This is a genomic window from Sphingomonas sanguinis NBRC 13937 (genome assembly GCF_001591005.1).
GTDB lineage: Bacteria > Pseudomonadota > Alphaproteobacteria > Sphingomonadales > Sphingomonadaceae > Sphingomonas > Sphingomonas sanguinis.
On the sequence record NZ_BCTY01000055.1, the window covers coordinates 1 to 19,904 of the forward strand.

Below are 19,904 nucleotides of genomic sequence, written 5' to 3' on the forward strand. Positions count from 1 at the left end.
GGGGGGGGGGCCAGCCACGGGTGATGGTCTCGGTGAGACTCCCTGCCCTCCCCCCGCCCCCTCCCGCTTGCGGGAGGGGGAGACGCTTCGATTGCCCCCCTCCTCGCCAAGCCCTATATGCGGGGCTCTCATGTCCAGCATCCCCTCCTCCGTCTTCGTTCCCGCCGATTGGCGCGACTTTCTCGCACTGACCAAGCCGCGGGTGATGACGCTGGTGGTGTTCACCGGCCTGTGCGGGATGCTGGCGGCCCCCATCGGCATCGATCCGGTCATCGGCTTCACCGCCATATTGTGCATCGCGCTGGGCGCGGGCGCGGCGGGGGCGCTCAACCAATGGTATGAGGCGGACCTCGACGCGCTGATGAAGCGTACCGCCAAGCGGCCGCTGCCCGCCGGTCGCATGACCCGCGAATCGGCGCTGCATTTCGGGGTGGGGCTGGCGTGCTTCTCGGTCCTGCTGATGGGACTGGCGGTCAATTATGTCGCCGCCGGAATCCTGACCGTCTCGATCCTGTTCTATGTCCTCGTCTACACCGTCTGGCTGAAGCGGCGGACGCCGCAGAATATCGTGATCGGCGGAGCGGCGGGCGCGTTTCCGCCGCTGATCGGCTGGGCCGCCGCGACCGGCGAGGTCGCGCTCCTCCCCTTCCTGCTGTTCAGCCTGGTCTTCCTGTGGACGCCGCCGCATTTCTGGGCGCTCGCGCTGTTCGTGAAGACCGATTACGCTAACGCGGGCGTGCCGATGCTGCCCGTCGTCGCGGGCGAGCGGGTGACGCGCGCGCAGATCGGGCTTTACACCATCCCGATGGCGATCGCCGCCGTCGCGCCCTGGCCGCTGGGGCTGACAGGATCGATCTACGGCGTGATCGCCACTGCCGGGACCGCGCTATTCGCCGCCTATGCCGCCATCGTCGCCTTTCGCCATACCCAGGCCGAGGATTCGATGAAGCCCGAAAAGCGGCTGTTCAAATATTCGATTCTCTATCTTTTCCTTCTCTTTGGCGCGCTGGTGGTGGATCGTTGGGCATGACGCCTGACGACTCGAATCGCATTCGCCGCAAGCAGCGGGCCCGCGCCACCGCGATGGCGCTGCTGCTCGGTTTCCTCGTGGTGCTGATCTTCTTCATCACCCTGTCCAAGATTCGCGCGGGCATGCACGGATGACTCTCTCGCGCCAGGCTCGCACGGTCGCCCTCGCGGTCTTCGGCGTGGTGTTCATGACCGGCCTCGCCTTTGCCAGCGTGCCGCTCTACCGCATGTTCTGCCAGGTGACGGGCTATCAGGGCACGACCCAGCGGGGCAACCAGGCGCCGGGCAGCGTCCACCGCCAGGTCACGGTCAATTTCGACGCCAATGTCTCGTCGCGGCTCGCCTGGACCTTCAAGCCCGAAAATCCGCACGAAACCGTCGATATCGGCGCGCGCGACATGGTGTTCTTCACCGCCACCAACAACGCGAAAGTCCCGATCACCGGCACCGCGACCTTCAACGTCACGCCCGATCAGGCGGGGCGCTATTTCACCAAGATCCAGTGCTTCTGCTTCACCCAGCAGACGCTGAAACCCGGTGAGACCGCGCGGATGCCGGTTATCTTCTTCATCGACCCGAAGATCCTGAACGATCCCGATGCGAAGGACATCGAGACCATTACCCTGTCCTACACATTTTACCCGGTGGATTCGGCGAAGAAAGCGGGTTAGCCTGTCCCCAAAATAGCAAAAAGCTAAGGGACGGGATCATGGCTGGCGCAAAGAACCACGATTATCATATCCTGCCGCCGAGCCCCTGGCCGCTGGCCAGTTCGATGTCGGCGCTGCTCATGGCCTCGGGCGCGATCATGTGGATGCACAGTGCGCCGGGCGGCGGCTGGGCGTTCCTGGCCGGGCTGGCCGCCGTTCTCTTCTGCATGGGCAGCTGGTGGGCGGATGTGGTGCGCGAGGCGCATCATGGCGATCATACCCCGGTGGTGCAGCTGCATTTTCGCTATGGCATGATCCTATTCATCGCATCGGAAGTGATGTTCTTCGTCGGCTGGTTCTGGGCGTTCTTCGACTTCGCATTGTTCCCGACCGCGATGAGCTTCGTCGACGGACAGGTCGAACGTGCGACCGAAGGCGCCGCCGCCATCGCCGCGACCTGGCCGCCCAAGGGGCTGGAGGTGATCGACGCCTTCAAGCTGCCGCTGCTCAACACGCTGATCCTGCTGACCAGCGGCACCACCGTCACCTGGGCGCACCATGCGCTGATCCACAACCAGCGTGGCGGTGAGAAGAAGGGCCTGTGGGGCGCTCTCGGCGTCGGCGACCGCGACGGCGTGCTGAAGGGCCTGTGGCTGACCGTCGTGCTCGGCCTGATCTTTAGCTCGATCCAGGCGTATGAGTATGTCCATGCGCCCTTCCCCTTCAAGGGGATCAACTATGGCGCGTCCTTCTTCATGGCGACCGGATTCCATGGTTTCCACGTCATCGTCGGCACCATTTTCCTGATCGTCTGCCTGATCCGCGCCTATCGCGGCGACTTCACGCCCCGCCAGCATTTCGGGTTCGAGGCGGCGGCCTGGTATTGGCATTTCGTCGACGTGGTGTGGCTGTTCCTGTTCGTCACCATCTATGTCTGGGGTGGCTGGGGCGCGCCGGTTCATAGTGGCTGAGTTTACGCCTCCTACCATCGCGCAGGCGGCATTTCAGGGGCTGTGTCCGCGTTGCGGCCAGCCCCATTTGTTTGCGGGGCCGCTCCTCTCGACGCATCTGGCGACCTTCGCGGATCGGTGTAGCGCCTGCGGGCTGGACTTCACCCGGTTCAATGTCGGGGACGGGCCTGCCGCCTTCCTGACCCTGATCCTGGGCACCGTCATCACCATCGCGGCGATCATCGTCGAACTGACGCTCCATCCGCCGCTATGGCTGCACATGCTGATCTGGCTGCCGCTGACGGCGGTGGGCGTCGTCTATTCCTTGCGCATCGCCAAGGGCGCGCTGATGGCCGCCGAGTATCGCAACGAAGCCCGCGAGGGCGCGGTCGTCGCTCCCCCGGAGGACGAGGACGCATGAGGCGCGTGCCGATCCTGCCCACGTTGATCGTCGGCCTGGCGGTTGCCGCGATGATCGCGCTGGGGCTGTGGCAGCTGCTCGACCGTCTGCCGCAGAAGGAAGCGTATCTGGCGCAGCTGGCCGCCAATCCGACCCGGCCCGTCATCGCCTTTCCGCTCTATCCCGACGAGCGCCTGCTCTTCCGCCGCGCCACCGCCGATTGCCGCCCGCCCGTCACCATCCGGCGCGCAGGGGCGGGGGCGGCGGGCTTTCGCCTGATCGCCACCTGTTCGGTGCCGCAAGGGGCGATGCAGGTGCAGCTCGGCACCACCCATGATCCGCGCAAGGAAGTCACCTGGCCGGGTAGCACAGTCGACGGCTATATCGCCCATGCCCCCGACAGCCGCTCGCTGATCCAGTCGGCCTTCGACCATCGGCCGCAGGCGATGCTGCTGGTCGCCGACACGCCCGTCGGCGGGCTGGAGGCGAATGCGCGTCCCGACCTCGAGTCGGTGCCCAACAACCATCTCGCCTACGCCATCCAATGGTTCCTGTTCGCCGCGATCGCCGCAATTATCTATGCTTTGGCGGTCTTTCGACGCAATCGAATGGTTGTCGCGGGGCCTGCAGCCCGTTAAGCCGCACCGCATCATGCGCTATATCAGTACCCGCGGCTCCGCCCCCGTCCTCGATTTCCGGGGCGCGACCCTGGCCGGTCTCGCCAGCGATGGCGGGCTTTACGTGCCCGAAGCCTGGCCGACCCTGACCCGTGAGGAGATCGAGGGGCTGGCGGGCCTGTCCTATGCGCAGACCGCCGCGCGGATCATGGCGCCGTTCGTCGGCGACAGCCTCACGCCGCAAGAGCTGCAGGATTTGTGCGACACCGCTTATGGCCGTTTCTCACACGCCGCTGTCACGCCGCTGGTCCAACTCGACCATGACCAGTGGCTGCTGGAGCTGTTCCACGGCCCGACGCTGGCGTTCAAGGACGTCGCGCTCCAGATGCTGGGCCTGCTCTTCGAGCGGTTCCTGCGCGGCACCGACACCCGTCTGACCATCGTCGGCGCGACCAGCGGCGACACCGGATCGGCGGCGATCGACGCGGTGGCGGGGCGTGCCAATATCGATATCTTCATGCTGCACCCGGCAGGCCGCGTGACCGAGATCCAGCGGCGCCAGATGACGACGGTGCTCGCCCCCAACGTCCACAATATCGCGATAGAGGGGAATTTCGACGACGCGCAGGCGCTGGTGAAGGCGATGTTCAACGACCGCGCCTTTGCCGACCGCCATACCCTGTCGGCGGTCAACTCGATCAACTGGGCGCGGTTGATGGCGCAGGTCGTCTATTATTTCTACGCCGCCGTCCGGCTGGGCGCACCGGGCAAGGCCATCGCCTTCTCGGTCCCCACGGGCAATTTCGGGGACGTGTTCGCCGGCTATGTCGCGGCGCGCATGGGCCTGCCCGTCGAGCGGCTGATCGTCGCGACCAACGTCAACGACATCCTTCACCGCGCGCTGTCCTCGGGCGACTATTCCAAGGGGCAGGTACAGGCGACCGCAACGCCGTCGATGGACATTCAGGTCAGCTCCAACTTCGAGCGGCTGCTCTTCGACGCGAACGGCCGCGACGGCGCGGCGCTGGCAAGCCAGATGAAGGGGTTCGAGGGCAGCGGCGCGATGCGGCTGACCAATGCGCAGAGCCAGGCCATCGCCCCGCTCTTCACCAGCACGCGCGTCGATGCCGATGACATGAGCCGCGCGATGCGCTGGGCCCATGACGAGGCGGGCCAGGTGCTCGACCCCCACACCGCCATCGCGCTGTCGGCCGCGCGCGCCGCCGAGACGACCGCGCCGGTCGTGACGCTCGCCACCGCGCATCCGGCCAAGTTCACCGATGCGGTCGAGCGCGCGACCGGTGTTCGCCCGCCCCTTCCTCGCCGCGTCGGCGACCTGTTCGAGCGTGAGGAACGCTTCACCACCCTGCCCGCCACCTTCGACGCGGTGACGGCCTTTATCGACGGGCATGGTTTGCGCTAACGCGGGCGCATGAAACTCGAAACGATGATCGGCGAGCCCTGGGCGGATTACGGGCTGGTCGACTCCGGCCATGGTCGCAAGCTGGAACGCTATGGCCGGTTCCGCTTCATCCGCCCCGAACCGCAGGCGATGTGGGCCCCCGCGACCCATGACTGGCGCGCGGCGGCCGAGTTCGTGCCCGGATCGGACGAGGATGGCGGCGGCCGCTGGACCTTCAACGAGCCTGTTCCCCGCGACGGCTGGCCGCTGAAGTGGAACGAGGTGCGCTTCACCGCGCAGAACACGCCGTTCCGCCATCTCGGCTTCTTCCCCGACATGGCGCCGGTGTGGAGCTGGATGCGCGAGCAGGTCGACGGCCTGGCCGAGCCGGAGTGCATGAACCTGTTCGGCTATACCGGCGTCGGCACGCTGGCGATGGCGAGCGCGGGCGCCAAGATGGTCCATGTCGACGCCTCGAAGAAGTCGGTCGAGGCGGCGCGCGGCAATGCGATGCTGTCGGGCCTGGGCGATGCGCCGGTCCGCTGGATCATCGACGACGCCGCCAAGTTCGTCGCGCGCGAAGTGCGGCGCGGGCGGCGCTATGACGGTATCCTGCTCGACCCGCCGAAGTACGGACGCGGGCCGGAGGGCGAGGTCTGGCGGCTGGAGGAAGACCTGCCCGGCCTGATCGCCAATTGCCGCCAGCTGCTCGACGCCGATTCGCGCTTCCTGTTCCTGACCGTGTACGCGGTGCGCATGTCGGCGATGGCGATCGGCGAGATGATGCGCCAGGTGATGGCCGACCTGCCCGGCAAGGTCGAATGTGGCGAACTCGGCGTGCGCGAGGAAGCGCGGGGCCTGACCCTGCCCACCGCCATCTGGGCGCGGTGGAGCCGGTAAGCGGTCAGCCTGAGCGGGGTTTGGAAATCTCGATCAGCGCGACCTCATAGGTTGCAACCGCTCCGGTGGCCTCGAACCGCCGGGCGATACGCCGCATCGCGCCCGGCGGGATGGGCCGATGCCCGTCGCGCGGCGTGCCTGCGCCGATCGCCCGCAGCGCGCGCATAAAGTCCGCCGCCGAGTCGTGCCGCTGCGTAAACGTCCGCGTCTCGACGCTCCATCCCGTCGCCATAAGCCGATCGACGGGAGGATAAACCGGGCTTCCGGCCGCAAATCCTTCCGCCCGGTGCGCCTGATGCCAAGCCGCAAAGGTGCCCTCGGTCAGCGTGGTCACCAGCAGCCGCCCGCCGGGTGCAAGGAACTGCGCCAGCCGCCGCAAGCCTGCCTCCAGATCGGCGAACCACTGCACCGCCAGGCTGCTGACGATCAGGTCGAACGGCGCTTCGCCCGGCAGATCGGGAAACTCGCCATCCATCACCCGCCCCCGCGCGGACGGATTCGCCGCCAGGCCGCGCGCCAGCATGGCGGGAGCGATATCGGTCATCAGCCAGTCGGCCCGCTCCAGCCGGGGCAGAGTTGCTCGCGTCAGGAAGCCGGTGCCGCATCCCACCTCGAGCACACGCGGCGCGGACGGCGCGACCGCGACGACTCGCTCGGCCAGCCAATCCGCGACCTGCCGCTGCACCACCGCATGCGCATCATAGGCCGAGGCCGCGTCAAAGGCCCGCGCGATCACGTTCGCTTCAGCCATCCGTTCAGTCTCGCACCGACCGGATCGCCGCCGCCGCGATCCACGGCGCGCCCGCCACCAGCAGCAGCGACACCGCCGCCAGCAGCTTCAGCGCCCCCATATCGCCGCTCCCCGCTCCGAAGATCAGCAGCGGCAGTGCGAGCGGCAGCAGTAACAGCCCGGCCAGCCCCCCCGCCCCGCGCAACCCCGCGGTCAGCGCCCCCGTCGCCACCGCCAACGCCGCCAGTCCCGGCGTGCCGAGCAGCAACCCCGCCTCGACCCGCACCAGCGCCCCCGCCTCCAACCCGAACAACCCGCCCGCGACCAGCGCTGCCGTCATCAGCGGCGGCGCAAAGGCGATCCAGTGCGCAACGATGCGCAGCGCCATCACCAGCGGCAGCGACAGGCCGTGCACACGAATCTGGTCGAACCACCCCGACTCGGCATCGGGCGCGACCAGCCGCTCGACCGGCAACAGCGCGGCCAGCAGCGCCGCGACCCAGATCGCGCCCGCGCCGACAAGCATCAGCACCGTGCGGTCCGGCCCGATGGCAAAGGGAAACAACACCACCGCCAGCAGGAAGAAGCCGCAGACCAGCCCCGCTCCGCCCCCGGCATAGCCGCGCCGCACGTCGCGCGCGATCAGGGTCGCTATCAAGGCCGGGGCCACGCTCATGCCGCGACCAACGCATCTAGGGCGACCCGCCCCGCCCCCGGAACGTCCAGCGGCTGATGCGTCGTCAACAACACCGCGCCGCCGCCCGCACGATGTTGCGACAGGACTCGCTCCAGCATCGCCACCCCGTCCACGTCCAGGCCATTGCCCGGCTCGTCCAGCAGCCATAGCGAAGACTGCGATGCCCATACCCGCGCCAGCGCCGCGCGGCGACGCTGCCCGGTCGACAAGAGCCGCACCGGGACCTCGGCCAGCGCCGCGAGACCCACCGTCTCCAGCGCCACCGCCACGCGCGCCGCCGCGTCGGCAAGGCCATCGAGCCGCGCCCAGAACAGCAGCGCCTCGCCCAGCCGCCGCTCGGTGTCGAGCGCGATATCCTCGGTCATCAGCGCGATGCGCCCGGCCCGCGCGACGCGCCCCTCGAACGGCGCGATCAGCCCGGCGGCGAGGCGCAACAGGCTGGACTTGCCGATGCCGTTGGGGCCGGTAACGATCGCCGCCTCACCCTTGCCCAGCGACAGCGACAGTCCGGCGAAGAGCAGCCGCCCGCCGCGTGCGCAGGCAACCCGATTCAATTCCAGGATCACGTCACCGCATCTTCCAGCGCGTGCATGTCGTCGTCGGACAGGCCGAAATGATGGCCGATCTCATGGATCGTCACATGAACGACCAGATCGTCCAGCCGAACGCCGGTCTCGATCCATTCGTCCAGGATCGCGCGCCGATACAAATGGATACGGTCTGGCAGGCTGGCGGAATCCATCGAACTTTTCTCGCCCACCGGCCGGCCGTGATACAGGCCGGTCAGGTCCAGCGGGTGTTCGAGGCCCAGTGCCGCCAGCGTCTCGTCATCGGCGAATTCCTCGACGATCAGGACGACATCGCCCAGATGGGCGCGGAATTCCTCCGGCAGGCGCGCGATCGCATCCCGCGCGATCCGCTCGATCACCTCGGGACCGGGTGCTTCACCAATCGCGTCTTGCCCGCTCATGGCCGCCGTCTTACCGCTGTGCCGGTCAAAAGAACAAGAGAAGCCAAGGGGACGATCATGGTGGAACGGCTGAGCGAGCTGGACCGGGACGAGGCGCTGGACGGCCTGACCGAATGGGACTGGGACGAATCGCGCGACGCGATCAGCCGCCGTTTCGTGTTTGCCGACTTCAACGAGGCGTTCGGCTTCATGACCCGCGTCGCCTTGCTGGCGGAAAAGGCCGACCATCATCCCGAATGGTCCAATGTCTGGAACCGGGTCGACATCGTGCTGACCACTCATGACGCAGGGGGGCTGTCGGCCCGCGACATCGACATGGCCGAGGCGATCGACGCGCTGGTGGAGTGACCGCCAAACCCTCCCCAAGCCAGCTTGGGGAGGATCGACATTCAAGTGGAGCCACTTTCTTCCCTCCCCTGGAAGGGGAGGGGGACCATCCAAAGGATGGTGGAGGGGTGTCACCGGTCGTGGACGGGGGCGAACCTCTCCAGCCGAGACACCCCTCCGTCAGGCCTGCGGCCTGCCACCTCCCCTTGCAGGGGAGGAATGGAATAAAGGTCGATCCGCCCTAGACAGGAATGGGTTACTCCACCGTCTGTTCGATCGCGCCGAAGATCGGATGATGGCGGTCATCCTCCATCCAGATGCGCACCGTGTCGCCCTTCTTCAGGAACGGCGTCACCGCCTCGCCGCCCCGGATCGTCTCGATCATGCGCAGTTCGGCCAGGCAGCTATAGCCGACACCGCCCTCGGCGACCGGCTTGCCGGGGCCGCCATCCGAATCGCGGTTGGACACCGTGCCCGACCCGATGATCGTCCCCGCCCCCAGCGCGCGGGTCTTGGCCGCATGCGCGACCAGCGTGCCGAAATCGAAGGTCATGTCCTGCCCCGCATCCGCGCGACCAAAGGGCTGGCCGTTCAGATCGACCTTCAACACCCGGTGCAGCTTGCCGTCCTGCCACCAGTCGCCCAGCGATTCCGGCGTCACGAAGACGGGCGAGAAGGCCGAGGCGGGCTTGGACTGGAAAAAGCCGAAGCCCTTGGCCAGCTCACCCGGAATCAGCCCGCGCAACGACACGTCGTTGGTCAGCCCGACCAGCCGAATCGCCGCCAGCGCCTCTTCGCGGCTCGCGCCCATGGGCACATCGCCAGTGACGACGACGACCTCGCCCTCCAGGTCGCAGCCCCAGCTTTCATCGGGCAGCGGAATGGCGTCGCGCGGCCCCAGAAACCCGTCCGATCCGCCCTGATACATCAGCGGATCGTGCCAGAAGCTCTCGGGCAGTGCCGCCCCGCGCGCCTGGCGGACGAGCGCGACGTGATTCACATAGGCCGACCCGTCCGCCCATTGGTACGCGCGCGGCAAGGGCGAGGCGGCGTCATGCTCGTGGAAACGCGCACGCGGGATCGCCTCATGATCCAGATCGGTGGCCAGATTGGCGAGCGCGGGCGCGATCCTGTCCCAATCGTCGAGTGCCGCCTGCAGCGTCGGTGCGATATGCCCCGCATCCGCATACCAGGCGAGGTCGCTCGACACGACGACCAGCTTGCCGTCGCGACCACTCTTGAGACTGGCGAGTTTCATGCAGGACTCCTCTTCGCTAACTGGTATCGGATGTAACCATCCGTCCGCGCTTGTCACGCATTGGGATGGTGATCCTGCCCGAAACTTGACTTTCCGCAAGCGTTAGCGCACATGCCCGCCCGTCGAGGCGTCCACTCGCAGCGTGAACGGACCATCTGGTCCCGGCTCCGCCCCGACCCTGTCTTCAGGCTTCCCTTGTCACGCGGGGTGTCATCAACCCCGGCCCGCGCTTGCGGCCTGTCGTGACTCGCGCGCCATGATCGAAAGTAATTCCATGTCCTTTTCCGAACTCGGCCTTGCCGAGCCGCTCGTCCGTGCGCTCGAAGCCAAGGGCTATTCCGAACCCACGCCCATTCAGCGCGACTCGATCCCGACGCTGCTGGAAGGCCGCGACCTGCTGGGCATCGCGCAGACCGGCACCGGCAAGACGGCGGCCTTCGTCCTCCCCTCGATCCAGCGTCTGGTCGAGGCGAACAAGCGCGTCCTGCCGACCCATTGTCGGATGCTCGTCCTGGCCCCGACCCGCGAACTGGCCAGCCAGATCGCCGAGAATGCCAAGGGCTATGCCAAGTTTTCCAAGCTTGCGGTCGCGACCGTCTTCGGCGGCACCAGCCTGAACAAGAACCGGCAGGACCTGTCGCGCGGCGTGGACATCCTGGTCGCCACGCCCGGTCGCCTGATCGACCTGGTCGAGCAGGGCTTCCTGAACCTGTCGATGATCGAGATCCTGGTGCTGGATGAGGCCGACCAGATGCTCGATCTGGGCTTCATCCACGCGCTGCGTCGCATCGTGAAGATGATCCCGCGCAAGCGCCAGACCCTGTTCTTCTCGGCCACCATGCCCGCCGCGATCCGCGACTTGGCCGACAAGTTCCTCGACAACCCCGCGACCGTGACCGTCACCCCGGTGTCGACCACCGCCGAGCGCGTCGACCAGTCGGTGACCTTCGTCACGCAGCAGGAGAAGCAGGCGCTGCTGACCATCCTGCTCGCCGATCCCGCGATCGAGCTGGCGCTGGTCTTCACCCGCACCAAGCATGGCGCCGACCGCGTCGTGAAGCTGCTGGCGGGCAACGGCATCGCCGCCAACGCCATCCACGGCAACAAGAGCCAGGGCCAACGCGAGCGTGCGCTGGGCGAGTTCCGCTCGGGCCAGACCCGCGTGCTGGTGGCGACCGACATCGCGGCGCGCGGTATCGACATTCCGGGCGTCAGCCACGTCTTCAACTTCGAGCTGCCCAACGTCGCCGAGCAATATGTCCACCGCATCGGCCGCACCGCGCGCGCCGGTCGCTCGGGCATGGCCATCGCCTTCTGCGCCGAGGATGAGCGGCCGTATCTGAAGGATATCGAGAAGCTGACGCGGCAGAAGATCACCGTCGTGCCGCTTCCCGCCGATTTCGTGAAGCGCGCCGAGACGATCAAGTCGCAGCGCGTGAAGGCGATCGGCGCCGATCCCGCGCCGCGCGTCGACCGCCCGCGCGATCCGGCGCGTCCGCGCGCCACGCATCACCCGCGCGCGACCGACTCGCGGGCACCGCAGGGTCGCCAGCCGCGCCGTCGTAGCGGCGGTGGCGGTGCGCCCGGTGGCGGCGGTCGCGGTCGTGGCGGCCAGGGTCGCCCCGGTGGCGGCGGTGCCGGGCGCGGCGCGCAGGGCTGATTGCTTCTTAAGCCCCTCCCGTAAACGGGAGGGGTTTGGGGAGGGTAAGGGGTCTCACCGAGACCAACCCTGGAGCTTACCCTCCCCCATCCCCTCCCGCCTGCGGGAGGGGCGTGCTGTTGGATAGCACATGAACCCCAAAGCCCCTCTCCCGCGTTGAGCGCGTAACGACACGCGCATCAGGAGAGAGGTTGCCATGGACATTGCCCACACCCCCGCCGCCGAACGCATCGCGCGCGTGCTGTGCGGTCAGCGGTTAAGCGCCAATGCCAAGGGCGACTCCGAATCCGCATCCAAGCTGGTCGACGCGCAGTGGCGCGATCATATGGCCGATGCGCTGGCCGTCTTGCGGACACTGCGCGAGCCCGATCAGGCGATGGCCGATGCGGGCGATCCCGCTATCTGGGAAAAGATGGTGTTGGTCGCGGTCGAGGCCGCCAAGCCACCCAAGGTCACACTCTGAAAGATCCGCCCCGGTACGGGGAGGTGGCAGGGAGAAAGCCCTGACGGAGGGGGGCTTCCACACAGTTCAGCCCCTGCCGCGATCCCCCCTCCACCACCGCGATGCGGCGGCCCCCCTCCCCGTACCGGGGAGGAATAACTCACACCGTCACCTGTTCGCCCAGTTCCAGCACCTTGCCCGGCGGAATCCGCAGGAAGTCGGTGGGGTCGCTCGCATTGCGCTGCAGGAACATGAACAGCCGGTCCTGCCAGGGCGGCATGCCCTTTTCCGCTTCGGGCTTCAGCGTGTTACGGCCGATGAAGAAGCTGGTCTTCATCGGGTCCAGCCCCTTGCCGCTGGTCTGCACGCCCAGATCGCGGGGCAGGTCGCGCGGCACGTCAGGCGTTTCCATGAAACCATATTTCAGCACGACGGTCGCGAAATTCTCGTCCAGCCGCTCCACTTCCGCGCGCTTCTCCGGTGGCACGACGGGGCGGTCGGCGGTGCGGATCGTCACGATCAGGTTTTGCGCGTGCAGGATTTTATTGTGCTTGAGATTGTGGAGCAGCGCGCCCGGCGCCGAGGCGGGGTTGGCGGTCAGGAACACCGCCGTGCCCGGCACCCGCTCGGGCGGACGCTTGGTCAGCGCGGCGGCGAGGTCGGCGAGCGGGATCGCCTGCCGCTTCTCAAAGGCCGAGACGATGCCGCGCCCGCGCACCCAGGTGTGGATGATGACGCCCACGCCCGCACCGACGAGCAGCGGCACCCAGCCCCCCTCGATCACGCGCAGGATATTCGCGCCGAAGAAGACGAGGTCGAGCGCCAGGAAGGGCAGGATCGCCGCGGCCGCCAGCCCGCGCGACCAGCCCCAGCGGTGACGCACCACCAGATAGGCCAGGCAGGTGGTCACCACCATCGTGCCGGTCACCGCGATGCCGTAAGCGGCGGCCATGGCCGAGGAGGTCTTGAACTGGATGACCAGCACCAGCACCCCGAACAGCAACAGCCAGTTGATCGCGGGCAGATAGATCTGCCCCTGGAAATCGGCCGAGGTCTGGCGGACTCGCAGGCGCGGCAACAGGCCGAGCTGGATCGCCTGCTGGGTCAGCGAAAAGGCCCCCGTAATCACCGCCTGCGCCGCGATCACGGTCGCCAGCCCCGCCAGCACGATCAGGGCAGGGCGCAACGGCTCGGGCGCCATCAGGAAGAACCAGTCCTGGTTGGTGAAGGTCTGGCCGTTGGCCGCCGCCTGCTCCAGCGAGGCGAGCGCAAAGGCCCCCTGCCCCAGATAGTTGAGCGCGAGCGCGGGCAAGACCAGCGAGAACCAGCCGATGCGGATCGGCAGCCGCCCGAAATGTCCCATATCGGCGGTCAGTGCCTCCGCGCCGGTCACGGTCAGGAACACCGCACCCAGCACGAACAAGCCGATGACGCCGTGGCTCATCAGGAAGCTGACCCCGTAACCCGGCCAGACCACGCGCGCGATCGAGGGTTCGTCGGCGATATGCCAGACGCCCAGGCCGCCGATGACCAGGAACCAGAGGATACAGATCGGACCGAACAGCTTCGACACCTGCGCCGTGCCGCGCGACTGGATGAAGAACAGCGCGACGAGGATGACGATGGTGCACATCCGAATGACGCTCTCGTCGAAGATCGACGCCGCCGAGGGAATCGTGCGCAACCCCTCCATCGCCGACAGCACCGACAAAGCGGGGGTGATGATCGCGTCGCCGTAGAAGAGCGATGCCCCCGCCGCGCCCAGTACCAGCGCCACGCGCGAGCGAACCCCCGCCGCACGCCGGGCCAGCGCGGCCAGGGCCAGCACCCCGCCCTCGCCCTGATTGTCGGCGCGCATCAGGAAGACGACATATTTGATCGTCACGACCAGGATCAGCGACCAGAGCGCCAGGCTCAGCACGCCCAGGATCTCGCTGGGGTCGATGCCGTCGCCCGCCGTCTGCGCCAGGGCTTCGCGAAAGGCGTAGAGCGGGCTGGTGCCGATGTCCCCGAACACCACGCCGATCGCGCCGACGGTCAGCGCCATTAGCGCCGGATGGCGGTGGACGCCCGCGTCATTACTGTCGCTGGATGGAGCCTGATGGCCCGTCAAATCGGTCGCCGTGCCTATCATGCCCGCCGGAACCCCCTGTGCCAAAAGGACGGCGCGCTTTACGCTTCTGCGCGCCCGACGCAAGGGCTTTCCATCGTCCCCTGCAAACGCTTGATATTGCTGTGCGTCAAGCGCATGGACGGGAAATGGTTCCCTTTTCGTTCGGCGGCCACGACTTTACCGCCCTGCCCGATGGCGCGCTGTACTGGCCCGCGCGGGCGGCGTTGCTGGTCGCCGACCTGCATCTGGAGAAGGCGAGCTGGTATGCGGGCGGCGGGCAGATGCTGCCCCCCTATGATTCGCTCGCCACGCTGACCGAGCTGACCGTCATCGTCCGGCAGACGGGCGCGCGGGAAGTCTGGTGTCTGGGCGACAGCTTTCACGATGCCGAGGGCTGTGACCGATTGCCTGCCGATGCACGAGCGATGCTGCTGGCGCTCACGGCCACGACGAACTGGACCTGGATCACCGGCAACCACGATCCCGTCTTACGCGACCGCTGCGGCGGCGCGGTGACGGAGGAGGCGCTGGTCGACGGCCTCGTCCTGCGCCATGAAGCCGATCCGGCGGAGACCCGGCCCGAATTGTCGGGGCATTTCCATCCCAAGCTGCGCCTGCGAGTCCGCGGCAAGCTGGTTGCCCGGCGCTGTTTCGTGGGGACGGCCAGCAAGCTGATCCTGCCCGCCTTCGGATCGCTGACCGGTGGGCTGGACGTCGATCACCCCGCGCTTCGTCAGGCGGTGGGCCGCCCGGCCGAGGCGCTGGTGCCGGTGCGCGACCGGATGCTGCGCTTCCCGGTCGCCGCTTGAGGCTTACCCTGCCCGCGCCAGATCGGGGAAACCGGCGCGGAAGCCCGCGACCTTGGGCTTGTCCCAGCGCACGATATAGGGGTGCGTCGGATTGCGGTCGTAGAAATTCTGGTGCTCGGCCTCGGCGGGGAAGAAGCTGCCCTGCTCGATCCGAGTCGTGATCGGCCTGGCAAAGGCATGGGCGCGGGTCAGCTGCGCGATATAGGCGCGCGCGACCTGGGCCTGCTGGGGCGACTGGGCGAAGATGGCCGAGCGATAGCTGGGGCCGCGATCGGGGCCCTGCCCGCCGACCTGGGTCGGATCATGCGCGATCGAGAAATAGATGCGAAGCAGCGTCGCATAGGACAGCTGGCGCGGATCATAGGTGATCCGAATCGCTTCGGCATGCCCCGTGCGTTCGGTGGAGACCGCGCCGTAATTGGCGTCTTCGCGCCGCCCCCCGGCATAGCCCGCCGTGACCGAGCGTACGCCCTTCACCCGCTCGAACACCGCTTCCATTCCCCAGAAACAGCCGCCCGCCAGCACCGCGACCTGTGGACGCTGGGCGACAGGCACGTCGAGCGCCGCCTTGGGCAGCGGCACCGCGCGTTCGGCCTGAGCGGGTAGAGAGGATAGGGCGACCGCTCCGAATGCGGTCGCGGCCAGGGCGAGGCAGAGGATATTGCGCATCGCCCGAATATGGGGCGGGCCCGATGGTTCGGCTAGAGGCGACCCCGAGGAATCAGCCTATGGTGGAGGTGCTTAGCGAACCGCCTCGACCGGTGCCGAACCGTAACGGCTGGGTGCTTCGGCCGGGTGAAGGACCACGAGACCCAAAGCTCCCAGCGCAAATCCGCCGGCGAACTGCCACACGAAGCTGGACTTGAAGAGGGCACGCATTGTTCACTTCACCTGTCTAAACGGGTCGCTCCCCGGACGGGTCAGCGATCATCCGGGGGCCATGTGGTCGATGGCCGCCGTTCCGACAATGACGTTTATAGAAACTCAGCATTAACGGCACGTGGACGTGTCGTTCATGCCACAGTTAAGCCATATTGCTGCAGCGCACATAAGCCCATGAAAAAGCCAGCCAATCCGGCAATTTGCCTGGATCGGCTGGCCTCCCCATAGCCGTTATGGCAAAATTATTTCAGTGCGGCGCAAGCCGCCTGGATGCGGGTGCAGGCTTCCTTGAGCAGCGCGTGCGAGGTCGCATAGCTGATTCGCATCGCGGGCGAGAGGCCGAACGCCGCGCCCTGCACCGCCGCCACCTTCGCATCGTCAAGCAGATAGCCGACGAACGCCTCATCGCTGTCGATCAGACGGCCCGAGGGCGTGGTCTTGCCGATCAGCGGTGCGAAGGACGGATAGACATAGAAGGCGCCCTCCGGCGTCGGGCAGGTCATGCCCTCGATCTCATTGAGCATCCCCACCACCATGTCGCGCCGCGCCTGGAAGGCCAGGTTGCGCTCGGCCAGGAAGCTCTGGTCGCCGGTCAGTGCGGCGGTCGCCGCCGCCTGCGCCACCGAACAGGGGTTGGAGGTCGACTGCGACTGGAGCTTGGCGATCGCCTTGATCAGCCAGGGCGCGCCGCCCGCATAGCCGATGCGCCAGCCGGTCATGGCATAGGCCTTGGAACAGCCGTTCACCGTCAGCGTACGCTCGTACAACTCGGGGCAGACCTCCGCGATGGTGGCGAAGCGGAAGCCATCATAAACGATATGCTCGTACATATCGTCGGCGAAGACCCAGACATGCGGGTGCTTCAGGATGACCTCGCCCAGCGCCTTCAACTCGTCGGCGGTATAGCCCGCGCCCGTCGGGTTGGACGGCGAGTTGAGGATGACCCACTTGGTCTTGGGCGTGATCGCGGCGTCGAGCGCTTCGGGGGTCAGCTTGTAACCCTGTTCCGGGCCCGCCTTCACGATCACCGGTACGCCGCCCGCAAACTGCACGACGTCCGGATAGCTGACCCAATAGGGCGCCGGGATCACGACCTCGTCGCCCGCATCGATCGTCGCGACCATCGCGTTGAACAGGGTGTGCTTGCCGCCGACATTCACGCTGATCTGATCGGCCTTGTAGGTCAGACCGTTGTCGCGCGCGAACTTGGCCGCGATCGCCGCTTTCAGCTCAGGCGTGCCGTCGACATTGGTGTACTTCGTCTTGCCGTCGCGGATCGCCTGGATCGCGGCTTCCTTCACGAAATCCGGCGTGTCGAAATCGGGCTCGCCCGCGCCCAGTCCGATCACGTCGACACCGGCCCGCTTCAGCTCCATCACGCGGCTGGTGATGGCGAGCGTGGGGGACGGGCTGATACGGCCGAGCGCGGCGGAGGGCTGCATGATGGATACCTTTGCGACAGGAGAATGCGGCCGCGCCTTAGCCGCTCACCCCCTCAATCCGCAACCATCCGTGCACGAAACAATCCGCGCAGCGCATTGCCAAGCAAGAATCCGTCTTTCAGATCGTCTCGGGTCAACGGCGCCTCGAGTGCCTGCCCCGTCTCGATCAGATGTCCCCGCAGCACGCCGGGGAGCAGTCCGGCGGCGAGCGGTGGCGTCAGCAGCTTCCCCTCCCGCTCGACGAATAGCGACGTGTAACTGCCCTCGGTCAGCGTGCCGTCGGGGCCCTCGAACACCACTTCCGCCGTGCCCGCCGCCGCGCGGGCGGCATCGTAGAAGCCCCGCGCGCTGGTCTTGTGCCGCAGCCGCAGATCCTCGGGCGCAACAGGCAAGGGCACGACACGCACCGGCACGACCTGGTCAAAGGGGGCGGGAGCAGGCCCGACCTCGACCACCAGCGCCCCGCTGCGTGCCAGCAACAGGCGGATGCGGCGGGCATCACGCAGGCGGAAGGTCGCCGCCTGCAATTCGTTGCGCGCGTCATGGCGGTTGAAGCGAAAGCCCAGCGCCGTCGCACTCGCCTTCATCCGCGCGAGATGCGCCTCCAGATGCTGGATACCCTCGATGGGATCGAAGCCCATGGTCTCGATCAGGTCGAAATCGGCCCGCCCGCCGTCGAGGAACGCGCCCTTGGCCAGGCATTCGTCCCACTCGTCCGCCGCCACCGAGTCGGCGACCACGCCCGATCCCAGGCCCAGCGTCGCCTGCGTGCCCCCGACGGGCCAGGTCAGCGTGCGGATCGCGACGTTGAACATCGCATCGCCATCGGCATCCAGCCGCCCGATCGCACCGGTATAGAGGCCGCGCGGCGAATCCTCGATCTCGGCAATCGCCTGCATCGCGCGGATCTTGGGCGCGCCGGTGATCGAACCGCACGGAAAGAGCGCCGCCAGCACGTCCAGCGCATCGCGCCCCTCGGCCAGATCGGCGGTGACGGTCGACACCATCTGGTGCACGGTCGGATAGGGTTCGACCGCGAAGAGTTCGGGCACCGCGACACTGCCCGCCCGCGCGACGCGCGACAGGTCGTTGCGCATCAGGTCGACGATCATCAGATTCTCGGCGCGCTGCTTGGGATCGTCGCGCAAGGCGGCGGCCGCGCGCGCATCGGCGGCGGGATCAGCCTCGCGCCGCGCGGTGCCCTTCATCGGCCGCGCGGTCAGGCGGCCATCCTCCAGCGCGAAGAACAGCTCGGGCGACAGTGACAGGATCGTCGCCTCGCCGGTCGCCACCACCGCGCCCCAGCCCGCCCGCGACCGGGCCCGCAATCCCGCATAGAGCGCCAGGGGATCGCCCGCGACGGGCACCTGCGCGCGAAAGGTCTGGTTGACCTGGTACAGATCGCCCGCCGTGATCAGCGCCTGCACCGCCGCGAACTGCGCGGCATGGCGCTCGGGCGAGACCTCGGGCTCCAGATCGCCGATCCAGGCTCCCGCCGGATCGGGCAGCATCGCCTGCGCATCGACGATCGCATAATCGGCGAAGAGGCCGAACCACAGCAGCGGGCCGTTGGCGGGCCGCGCGGCGACGCCAGGCTCGAACGCCGCCCCCGCCTCATAGGTCAGATAGCCGACCGCATGGAGGCCCGCCTGCCTTGCGCGGCGCAACCGCGCCAGCGCCGGCGCGACCTCCGCCGGGGCGTGGGCGACGACGACCTCGACCGGCGCCGTATAGAGACGCGCCGCCGCTCCCCCGTCACGGGCGTCGTCGAGCAGGACGAAAGGAGGGGTGGGCCGCAGCATGAACCATGATCCATGCACGGCGGGCAGGGGCGGTTGCAAGTATCGATTGGCCGATGCTGTCCCAGCCCCTATCTCCGGGCCCATGACCGAGACCCCTATGCCACCGCTGCGCGCCGCGATCGTGCCCGTCACCCCGCTTCAGCAGAATTGCTCGATCGTCTGGTGCACCGCGACGATGAAGGCGGCGGTGGTCGATCCCGGCGGCGACCTGCCGCGTATCCAGGACGCGATCGCCAAGACCGGGGTAACGGTGGAGAAGATCCTTCTGACCCATGGCCATATCGACCATGCGGGCGGGGCCAAGGCGCTGTCCGATGCATTGTCGGTGCCCGTCGAGGGGCCGCAGGAAGAGGATCGTTTCTGGCTCGCCCGGCTAGACGAGGACGGGCAGGCTTATGGCATCCCCGCGCAGGTGCTGGAGCCGACGCGCTGGCTGTCGGAGGGCGATACGGTGACGATCGGCGACCTGACCCTCGATGTATACGAGACGCCGGGGCACACGCGCGGCCATGTGATCTTCCACCACGCCCCCTCGAATTTCGCGCTGGTCGGGGACGTGCTGTTCCAGGGATCGGTCGGCCGCTCCGACCTGCCTGGCGGGGATCACGATACGCTGATCCGCTCGATCGTGGAAAAGCTCTGGCCGCTGGGGAACGAGACGGCGTTCATTCCGGGTCACGGCCAGCCCAGCACCTTCGGCCATGAACGGCAGAGCAATGCCTTCGTGGCGGACCGGGTATTGGGCCTGGGGTAAGAGGCCTTCGACATTCGTCGTTCTTCCCCTGCAAGGGGAGGTGGCAGTCCGCAGGACTGACGGAGGGGTG

23 protein-coding genes are annotated in these 19,904 nt (G+C 67.5%); 13 read left to right on the top strand and 10 right to left on the bottom strand.

The genetic code is table 11. The features are described 5' to 3' along the window. The first annotated feature begins 130 nt into the window (after positions 1 to 130). Genes SSA01S_RS16330 through SSA01S_RS16360 form a run of 8 tightly spaced genes read left to right on the top strand, consistent with a single transcriptional unit; the run spans position 131 to position 5,948 of the window. The gene (locus tag SSA01S_RS16330; protein ID WP_061781223.1) at positions 131 to 1,030 is read left to right on the top strand and encodes a heme o synthase; all 900 of its coding nucleotides are present in this window, start codon (positions 131 to 133) and stop codon (positions 1,028 to 1,030) included. Further along, positions 1,027 to 1,164: a cytochrome c oxidase system small membrane protein gene (locus SSA01S_RS19885; RefSeq protein WP_167348935.1), complete on the top strand. Its 138-nt coding sequence runs from the start codon at positions 1,027 to 1,029 to the stop codon at positions 1,162 to 1,164. Before SSA01S_RS16330 ends, SSA01S_RS19885 begins: the two co-directional genes overlap by 4 nt. Further along, on the top strand, positions 1,161 to 1,700 hold the full coding sequence (locus SSA01S_RS16335; RefSeq protein WP_061781224.1) for a cytochrome c oxidase assembly protein: 540 nt from the start codon (positions 1,161 to 1,163) through the stop codon (positions 1,698 to 1,700). The genes SSA01S_RS19885 and SSA01S_RS16335 overlap by 4 nt, the downstream gene beginning before the upstream one ends. A gap of 38 nt (positions 1,701 to 1,738) precedes the next feature. Beyond that, on the top strand, positions 1,739 to 2,650 hold the full coding sequence (locus tag SSA01S_RS16340) for a cytochrome c oxidase subunit 3 (protein ID WP_061781225.1): 912 nt from the start codon (positions 1,739 to 1,741) through the stop codon (positions 2,648 to 2,650). After that, positions 2,610 to 3,050: a DUF983 domain-containing protein gene (locus SSA01S_RS16345; RefSeq protein ID WP_156477889.1), complete on the top strand. Its 441-nt coding sequence runs from the start codon at positions 2,610 to 2,612 to the stop codon at positions 3,048 to 3,050. Before SSA01S_RS16340 ends, SSA01S_RS16345 begins: the two co-directional genes overlap by 41 nt. Beyond that, complete coding sequence (locus SSA01S_RS16350; RefSeq protein WP_061781227.1) at positions 3,047 to 3,667, top strand: SURF1 family cytochrome oxidase biogenesis protein; 621 nt, start codon at positions 3,047 to 3,049, stop codon at positions 3,665 to 3,667. The genes SSA01S_RS16345 and SSA01S_RS16350 overlap by 4 nt, the downstream gene beginning before the upstream one ends. 13 nt (positions 3,668 to 3,680) lie before the next feature. After that, on the top strand, positions 3,681 to 5,069 hold the full coding sequence (thrC, locus tag SSA01S_RS16355) for a threonine synthase (protein WP_061781239.1): 1,389 nt from the start codon (positions 3,681 to 3,683) through the stop codon (positions 5,067 to 5,069). A 9-nt stretch (positions 5,070 to 5,078) separates the two neighbouring features. After that, a complete protein-coding gene (locus tag SSA01S_RS16360) occupies positions 5,079 to 5,948 on the top strand; it encodes a class I SAM-dependent methyltransferase (RefSeq protein WP_061781228.1) in 870 nt (289 codons plus the stop codon). Between the two features lie 4 nt (positions 5,949 to 5,952). Here the strand turns inward: SSA01S_RS16360 and SSA01S_RS16365 are convergent, their stop codons facing one another. Genes SSA01S_RS16365 through SSA01S_RS16380 form a run of 4 tightly spaced genes read right to left on the bottom strand, consistent with a single transcriptional unit; the run spans position 5,953 to position 8,345 of the window. After that, positions 5,953 to 6,699, bottom strand: coding sequence for a methyltransferase (locus SSA01S_RS16365; protein ID WP_061781229.1), 747 nt, complete (start codon positions 6,697 to 6,699; stop codon positions 5,953 to 5,955). A gap of 4 nt (positions 6,700 to 6,703) precedes the next feature. Further along, positions 6,704 to 7,354: a heme exporter protein CcmB gene (locus SSA01S_RS16370; RefSeq protein ID WP_061781230.1), complete on the bottom strand. Its 651-nt coding sequence runs from the start codon at positions 7,352 to 7,354 to the stop codon at positions 6,704 to 6,706. Continuing rightward, a complete protein-coding gene (gene ccmA / locus SSA01S_RS16375; protein WP_061781231.1) occupies positions 7,351 to 7,941 on the bottom strand; it encodes a heme ABC exporter ATP-binding protein CcmA in 591 nt (196 codons plus the stop codon). The genes SSA01S_RS16370 and ccmA overlap by 4 nt, the downstream gene beginning before the upstream one ends. Then, a complete protein-coding gene (locus tag SSA01S_RS16380; RefSeq protein ID WP_061781232.1) occupies positions 7,938 to 8,345 on the bottom strand; it encodes a metallopeptidase family protein in 408 nt (135 codons plus the stop codon). The genes ccmA and SSA01S_RS16380 overlap by 4 nt, the downstream gene beginning before the upstream one ends. Here SSA01S_RS16380 and SSA01S_RS16385 point away from each other — a divergent pair. Beyond that, a complete protein-coding gene (locus tag SSA01S_RS16385; protein WP_272867564.1) occupies positions 8,244 to 8,693 on the top strand; it encodes a 4a-hydroxytetrahydrobiopterin dehydratase in 450 nt (149 codons plus the stop codon). The two genes, SSA01S_RS16380 and SSA01S_RS16385, sit on opposite strands and share 102 nt — an antisense overlap. Positions 8,694 to 8,928: 235 nt before the next feature. On the opposite strand, the gene SSA01S_RS16390 is transcribed toward SSA01S_RS16385, so the two are convergent. Then, positions 8,929 to 9,930 carry a fumarylacetoacetate hydrolase family protein gene (locus SSA01S_RS16390; protein ID WP_061781233.1) on the bottom strand — a complete coding sequence of 334 codons (1,002 nt, stop codon included), beginning with the start codon at positions 9,928 to 9,930 and terminating at the stop codon, positions 8,929 to 8,931. Positions 9,931 to 10,204: 274 nt separating this feature from the next. Here SSA01S_RS16390 and SSA01S_RS16395 point away from each other — a divergent pair, with 274 nt between their 5' ends. Both SSA01S_RS16395 and SSA01S_RS16400 read left to right on the top strand, forming a co-directional pair. Further along, positions 10,205 to 11,590 carry a DEAD/DEAH box helicase gene (locus tag SSA01S_RS16395; protein WP_061781240.1) on the top strand — a complete coding sequence of 462 codons (1,386 nt, stop codon included), beginning with the start codon at positions 10,205 to 10,207 and terminating at the stop codon, positions 11,588 to 11,590. Positions 11,591 to 11,786: 196 nt separating this feature from the next. Next, positions 11,787 to 12,053 (top strand): hypothetical protein, encoded by a 267-nt coding sequence (locus SSA01S_RS16400; RefSeq protein ID WP_042486719.1) that lies wholly within the window; start codon positions 11,787 to 11,789, stop codon positions 12,051 to 12,053. 139 nt (positions 12,054 to 12,192) lie between these two features. Here the strand turns inward: SSA01S_RS16400 and SSA01S_RS16405 are convergent, their stop codons facing one another. Beyond that, entirely contained in the window at positions 12,193 to 14,079 is a 1,887-nt protein-coding gene (locus tag SSA01S_RS16405) for a potassium transporter Kup (RefSeq protein ID WP_240954628.1), read from the bottom strand. Positions 14,080 to 14,291: 212 nt separating this feature from the next. On the opposite strand from SSA01S_RS16405, the gene pdeM reads away from it, so the two are divergent. Beyond that, positions 14,292 to 14,954, top strand: a complete 663-nt coding sequence (gene pdeM, locus SSA01S_RS16410) for a ligase-associated DNA damage response endonuclease PdeM (RefSeq protein WP_061781234.1) — start codon at positions 14,292 to 14,294, stop codon at positions 14,952 to 14,954. Between the two features lie 3 nt (positions 14,955 to 14,957). On the opposite strand, the gene msrA is transcribed toward pdeM, so the two are convergent. The 4 genes from msrA to pabB all read right to left on the bottom strand — a co-directional run bounded on the left by msrA (position 14,958) and on the right by pabB (position 19,080). Beyond that, positions 14,958 to 15,623: a peptide-methionine (S)-S-oxide reductase MsrA gene (gene msrA / locus SSA01S_RS16415; protein ID WP_061781235.1), complete on the bottom strand. Its 666-nt coding sequence runs from the start codon at positions 15,621 to 15,623 to the stop codon at positions 14,958 to 14,960. A gap of 72 nt (positions 15,624 to 15,695) precedes the next feature. Then, on the bottom strand, positions 15,696 to 15,833 hold the full coding sequence (locus SSA01S_RS19890) for a hypothetical protein (protein ID WP_167348936.1): 138 nt from the start codon (positions 15,831 to 15,833) through the stop codon (positions 15,696 to 15,698). A 245-nt stretch (positions 15,834 to 16,078) separates the two neighbouring features. Then, on the bottom strand, positions 16,079 to 17,278 hold the full coding sequence (locus SSA01S_RS16420) for a pyridoxal phosphate-dependent aminotransferase (protein WP_061781236.1): 1,200 nt from the start codon (positions 17,276 to 17,278) through the stop codon (positions 16,079 to 16,081). A gap of 53 nt (positions 17,279 to 17,331) precedes the next feature. Beyond that, positions 17,332 to 19,080, bottom strand: coding sequence for an aminodeoxychorismate synthase component I (gene pabB / locus SSA01S_RS16425; RefSeq protein WP_061781237.1), 1,749 nt, complete (start codon positions 19,078 to 19,080; stop codon positions 17,332 to 17,334). A gap of 82 nt (positions 19,081 to 19,162) precedes the next feature. Between pabB and SSA01S_RS16430 the strand changes: the two genes are divergently transcribed. Then, complete coding sequence (locus SSA01S_RS16430) at positions 19,163 to 19,834, top strand: MBL fold metallo-hydrolase (protein WP_061781238.1); 672 nt, start codon at positions 19,163 to 19,165, stop codon at positions 19,832 to 19,834. Positions 19,835 to 19,904 lie beyond the last annotated feature (70 nt).

What these genes read in the sequence shown, in the direction of transcription:
- SSA01S_RS16330 (WP_061781223.1), top strand. Translation starts at nt 131, where the DNA reads ATGTCCAGCATCCCCTCCTCCGTCTTCGTTCCCGCCGATTGGCGCGAC.
- SSA01S_RS19885 (WP_167348935.1), top strand. Translation starts at nt 1,027, where the DNA reads ATGACGCCTGACGACTCGAATCGCATTCGCCGCAAGCAGCGGGCCCGC.
- SSA01S_RS16335 (WP_061781224.1), top strand. Translation starts at nt 1,161, where the DNA reads ATGACTCTCTCGCGCCAGGCTCGCACGGTCGCCCTCGCGGTCTTCGGC.
- SSA01S_RS16340 (WP_061781225.1), top strand. Translation starts at nt 1,739, where the DNA reads ATGGCTGGCGCAAAGAACCACGATTATCATATCCTGCCGCCGAGCCCC.
- SSA01S_RS16345 (WP_156477889.1), top strand. Translation starts at nt 2,610, where the DNA reads ATGTCTGGGGTGGCTGGGGCGCGCCGGTTCATAGTGGCTGAGTTTACG.
- SSA01S_RS16350 (WP_061781227.1), top strand. Translation starts at nt 3,047, where the DNA reads ATGAGGCGCGTGCCGATCCTGCCCACGTTGATCGTCGGCCTGGCGGTT.
- thrC (WP_061781239.1), top strand. Translation starts at nt 3,681, where the DNA reads ATGCGCTATATCAGTACCCGCGGCTCCGCCCCCGTCCTCGATTTCCGG.
- SSA01S_RS16360 (WP_061781228.1), top strand. Translation starts at nt 5,079, where the DNA reads ATGAAACTCGAAACGATGATCGGCGAGCCCTGGGCGGATTACGGGCTG.
- SSA01S_RS16365 (WP_061781229.1), bottom strand. Translation starts at nt 6,699, where the DNA reads ATGGCTGAAGCGAACGTGATCGCGCGGGCCTTTGACGCGGCCTCGGCC.
- SSA01S_RS16370 (WP_061781230.1), bottom strand. Translation starts at nt 7,354, where the DNA reads ATGAGCGTGGCCCCGGCCTTGATAGCGACCCTGATCGCGCGCGACGTG.
- SSA01S_RS16385 (WP_272867564.1), top strand. Translation starts at nt 8,244, where the DNA reads ATGGGCGCGGAATTCCTCCGGCAGGCGCGCGATCGCATCCCGCGCGAT.
- SSA01S_RS16380 (WP_061781232.1), bottom strand. Translation starts at nt 8,345, where the DNA reads ATGAGCGGGCAAGACGCGATTGGTGAAGCACCCGGTCCCGAGGTGATC.
- SSA01S_RS16390 (WP_061781233.1), bottom strand. Translation starts at nt 9,930, where the DNA reads ATGAAACTCGCCAGTCTCAAGAGTGGTCGCGACGGCAAGCTGGTCGTC.
- SSA01S_RS16395 (WP_061781240.1), top strand. Translation starts at nt 10,205, where the DNA reads ATGTCCTTTTCCGAACTCGGCCTTGCCGAGCCGCTCGTCCGTGCGCTC.
- SSA01S_RS16400 (WP_042486719.1), top strand. Translation starts at nt 11,787, where the DNA reads ATGGACATTGCCCACACCCCCGCCGCCGAACGCATCGCGCGCGTGCTG.
- SSA01S_RS16405 (WP_240954628.1), bottom strand. Translation starts at nt 14,079, where the DNA reads ATGGCGCTGACCGTCGGCGCGATCGGCGTGGTGTTCGGGGACATCGGC.
- pdeM (WP_061781234.1), top strand. Translation starts at nt 14,292, where the DNA reads ATGGTTCCCTTTTCGTTCGGCGGCCACGACTTTACCGCCCTGCCCGAT.
- msrA (WP_061781235.1), bottom strand. Translation starts at nt 15,623, where the DNA reads ATGCGCAATATCCTCTGCCTCGCCCTGGCCGCGACCGCATTCGGAGCG.
- SSA01S_RS19890 (WP_167348936.1), bottom strand. Translation starts at nt 15,833, where the DNA reads ATGCGTGCCCTCTTCAAGTCCAGCTTCGTGTGGCAGTTCGCCGGCGGA.
- SSA01S_RS16420 (WP_061781236.1), bottom strand. Translation starts at nt 17,278, where the DNA reads ATGCAGCCCTCCGCCGCGCTCGGCCGTATCAGCCCGTCCCCCACGCTC.
- pabB (WP_061781237.1), bottom strand. Translation starts at nt 19,080, where the DNA reads ATGCTGCGGCCCACCCCTCCTTTCGTCCTGCTCGACGACGCCCGTGAC.
- SSA01S_RS16430 (WP_061781238.1), top strand. Translation starts at nt 19,163, where the DNA reads ATGACCGAGACCCCTATGCCACCGCTGCGCGCCGCGATCGTGCCCGTC.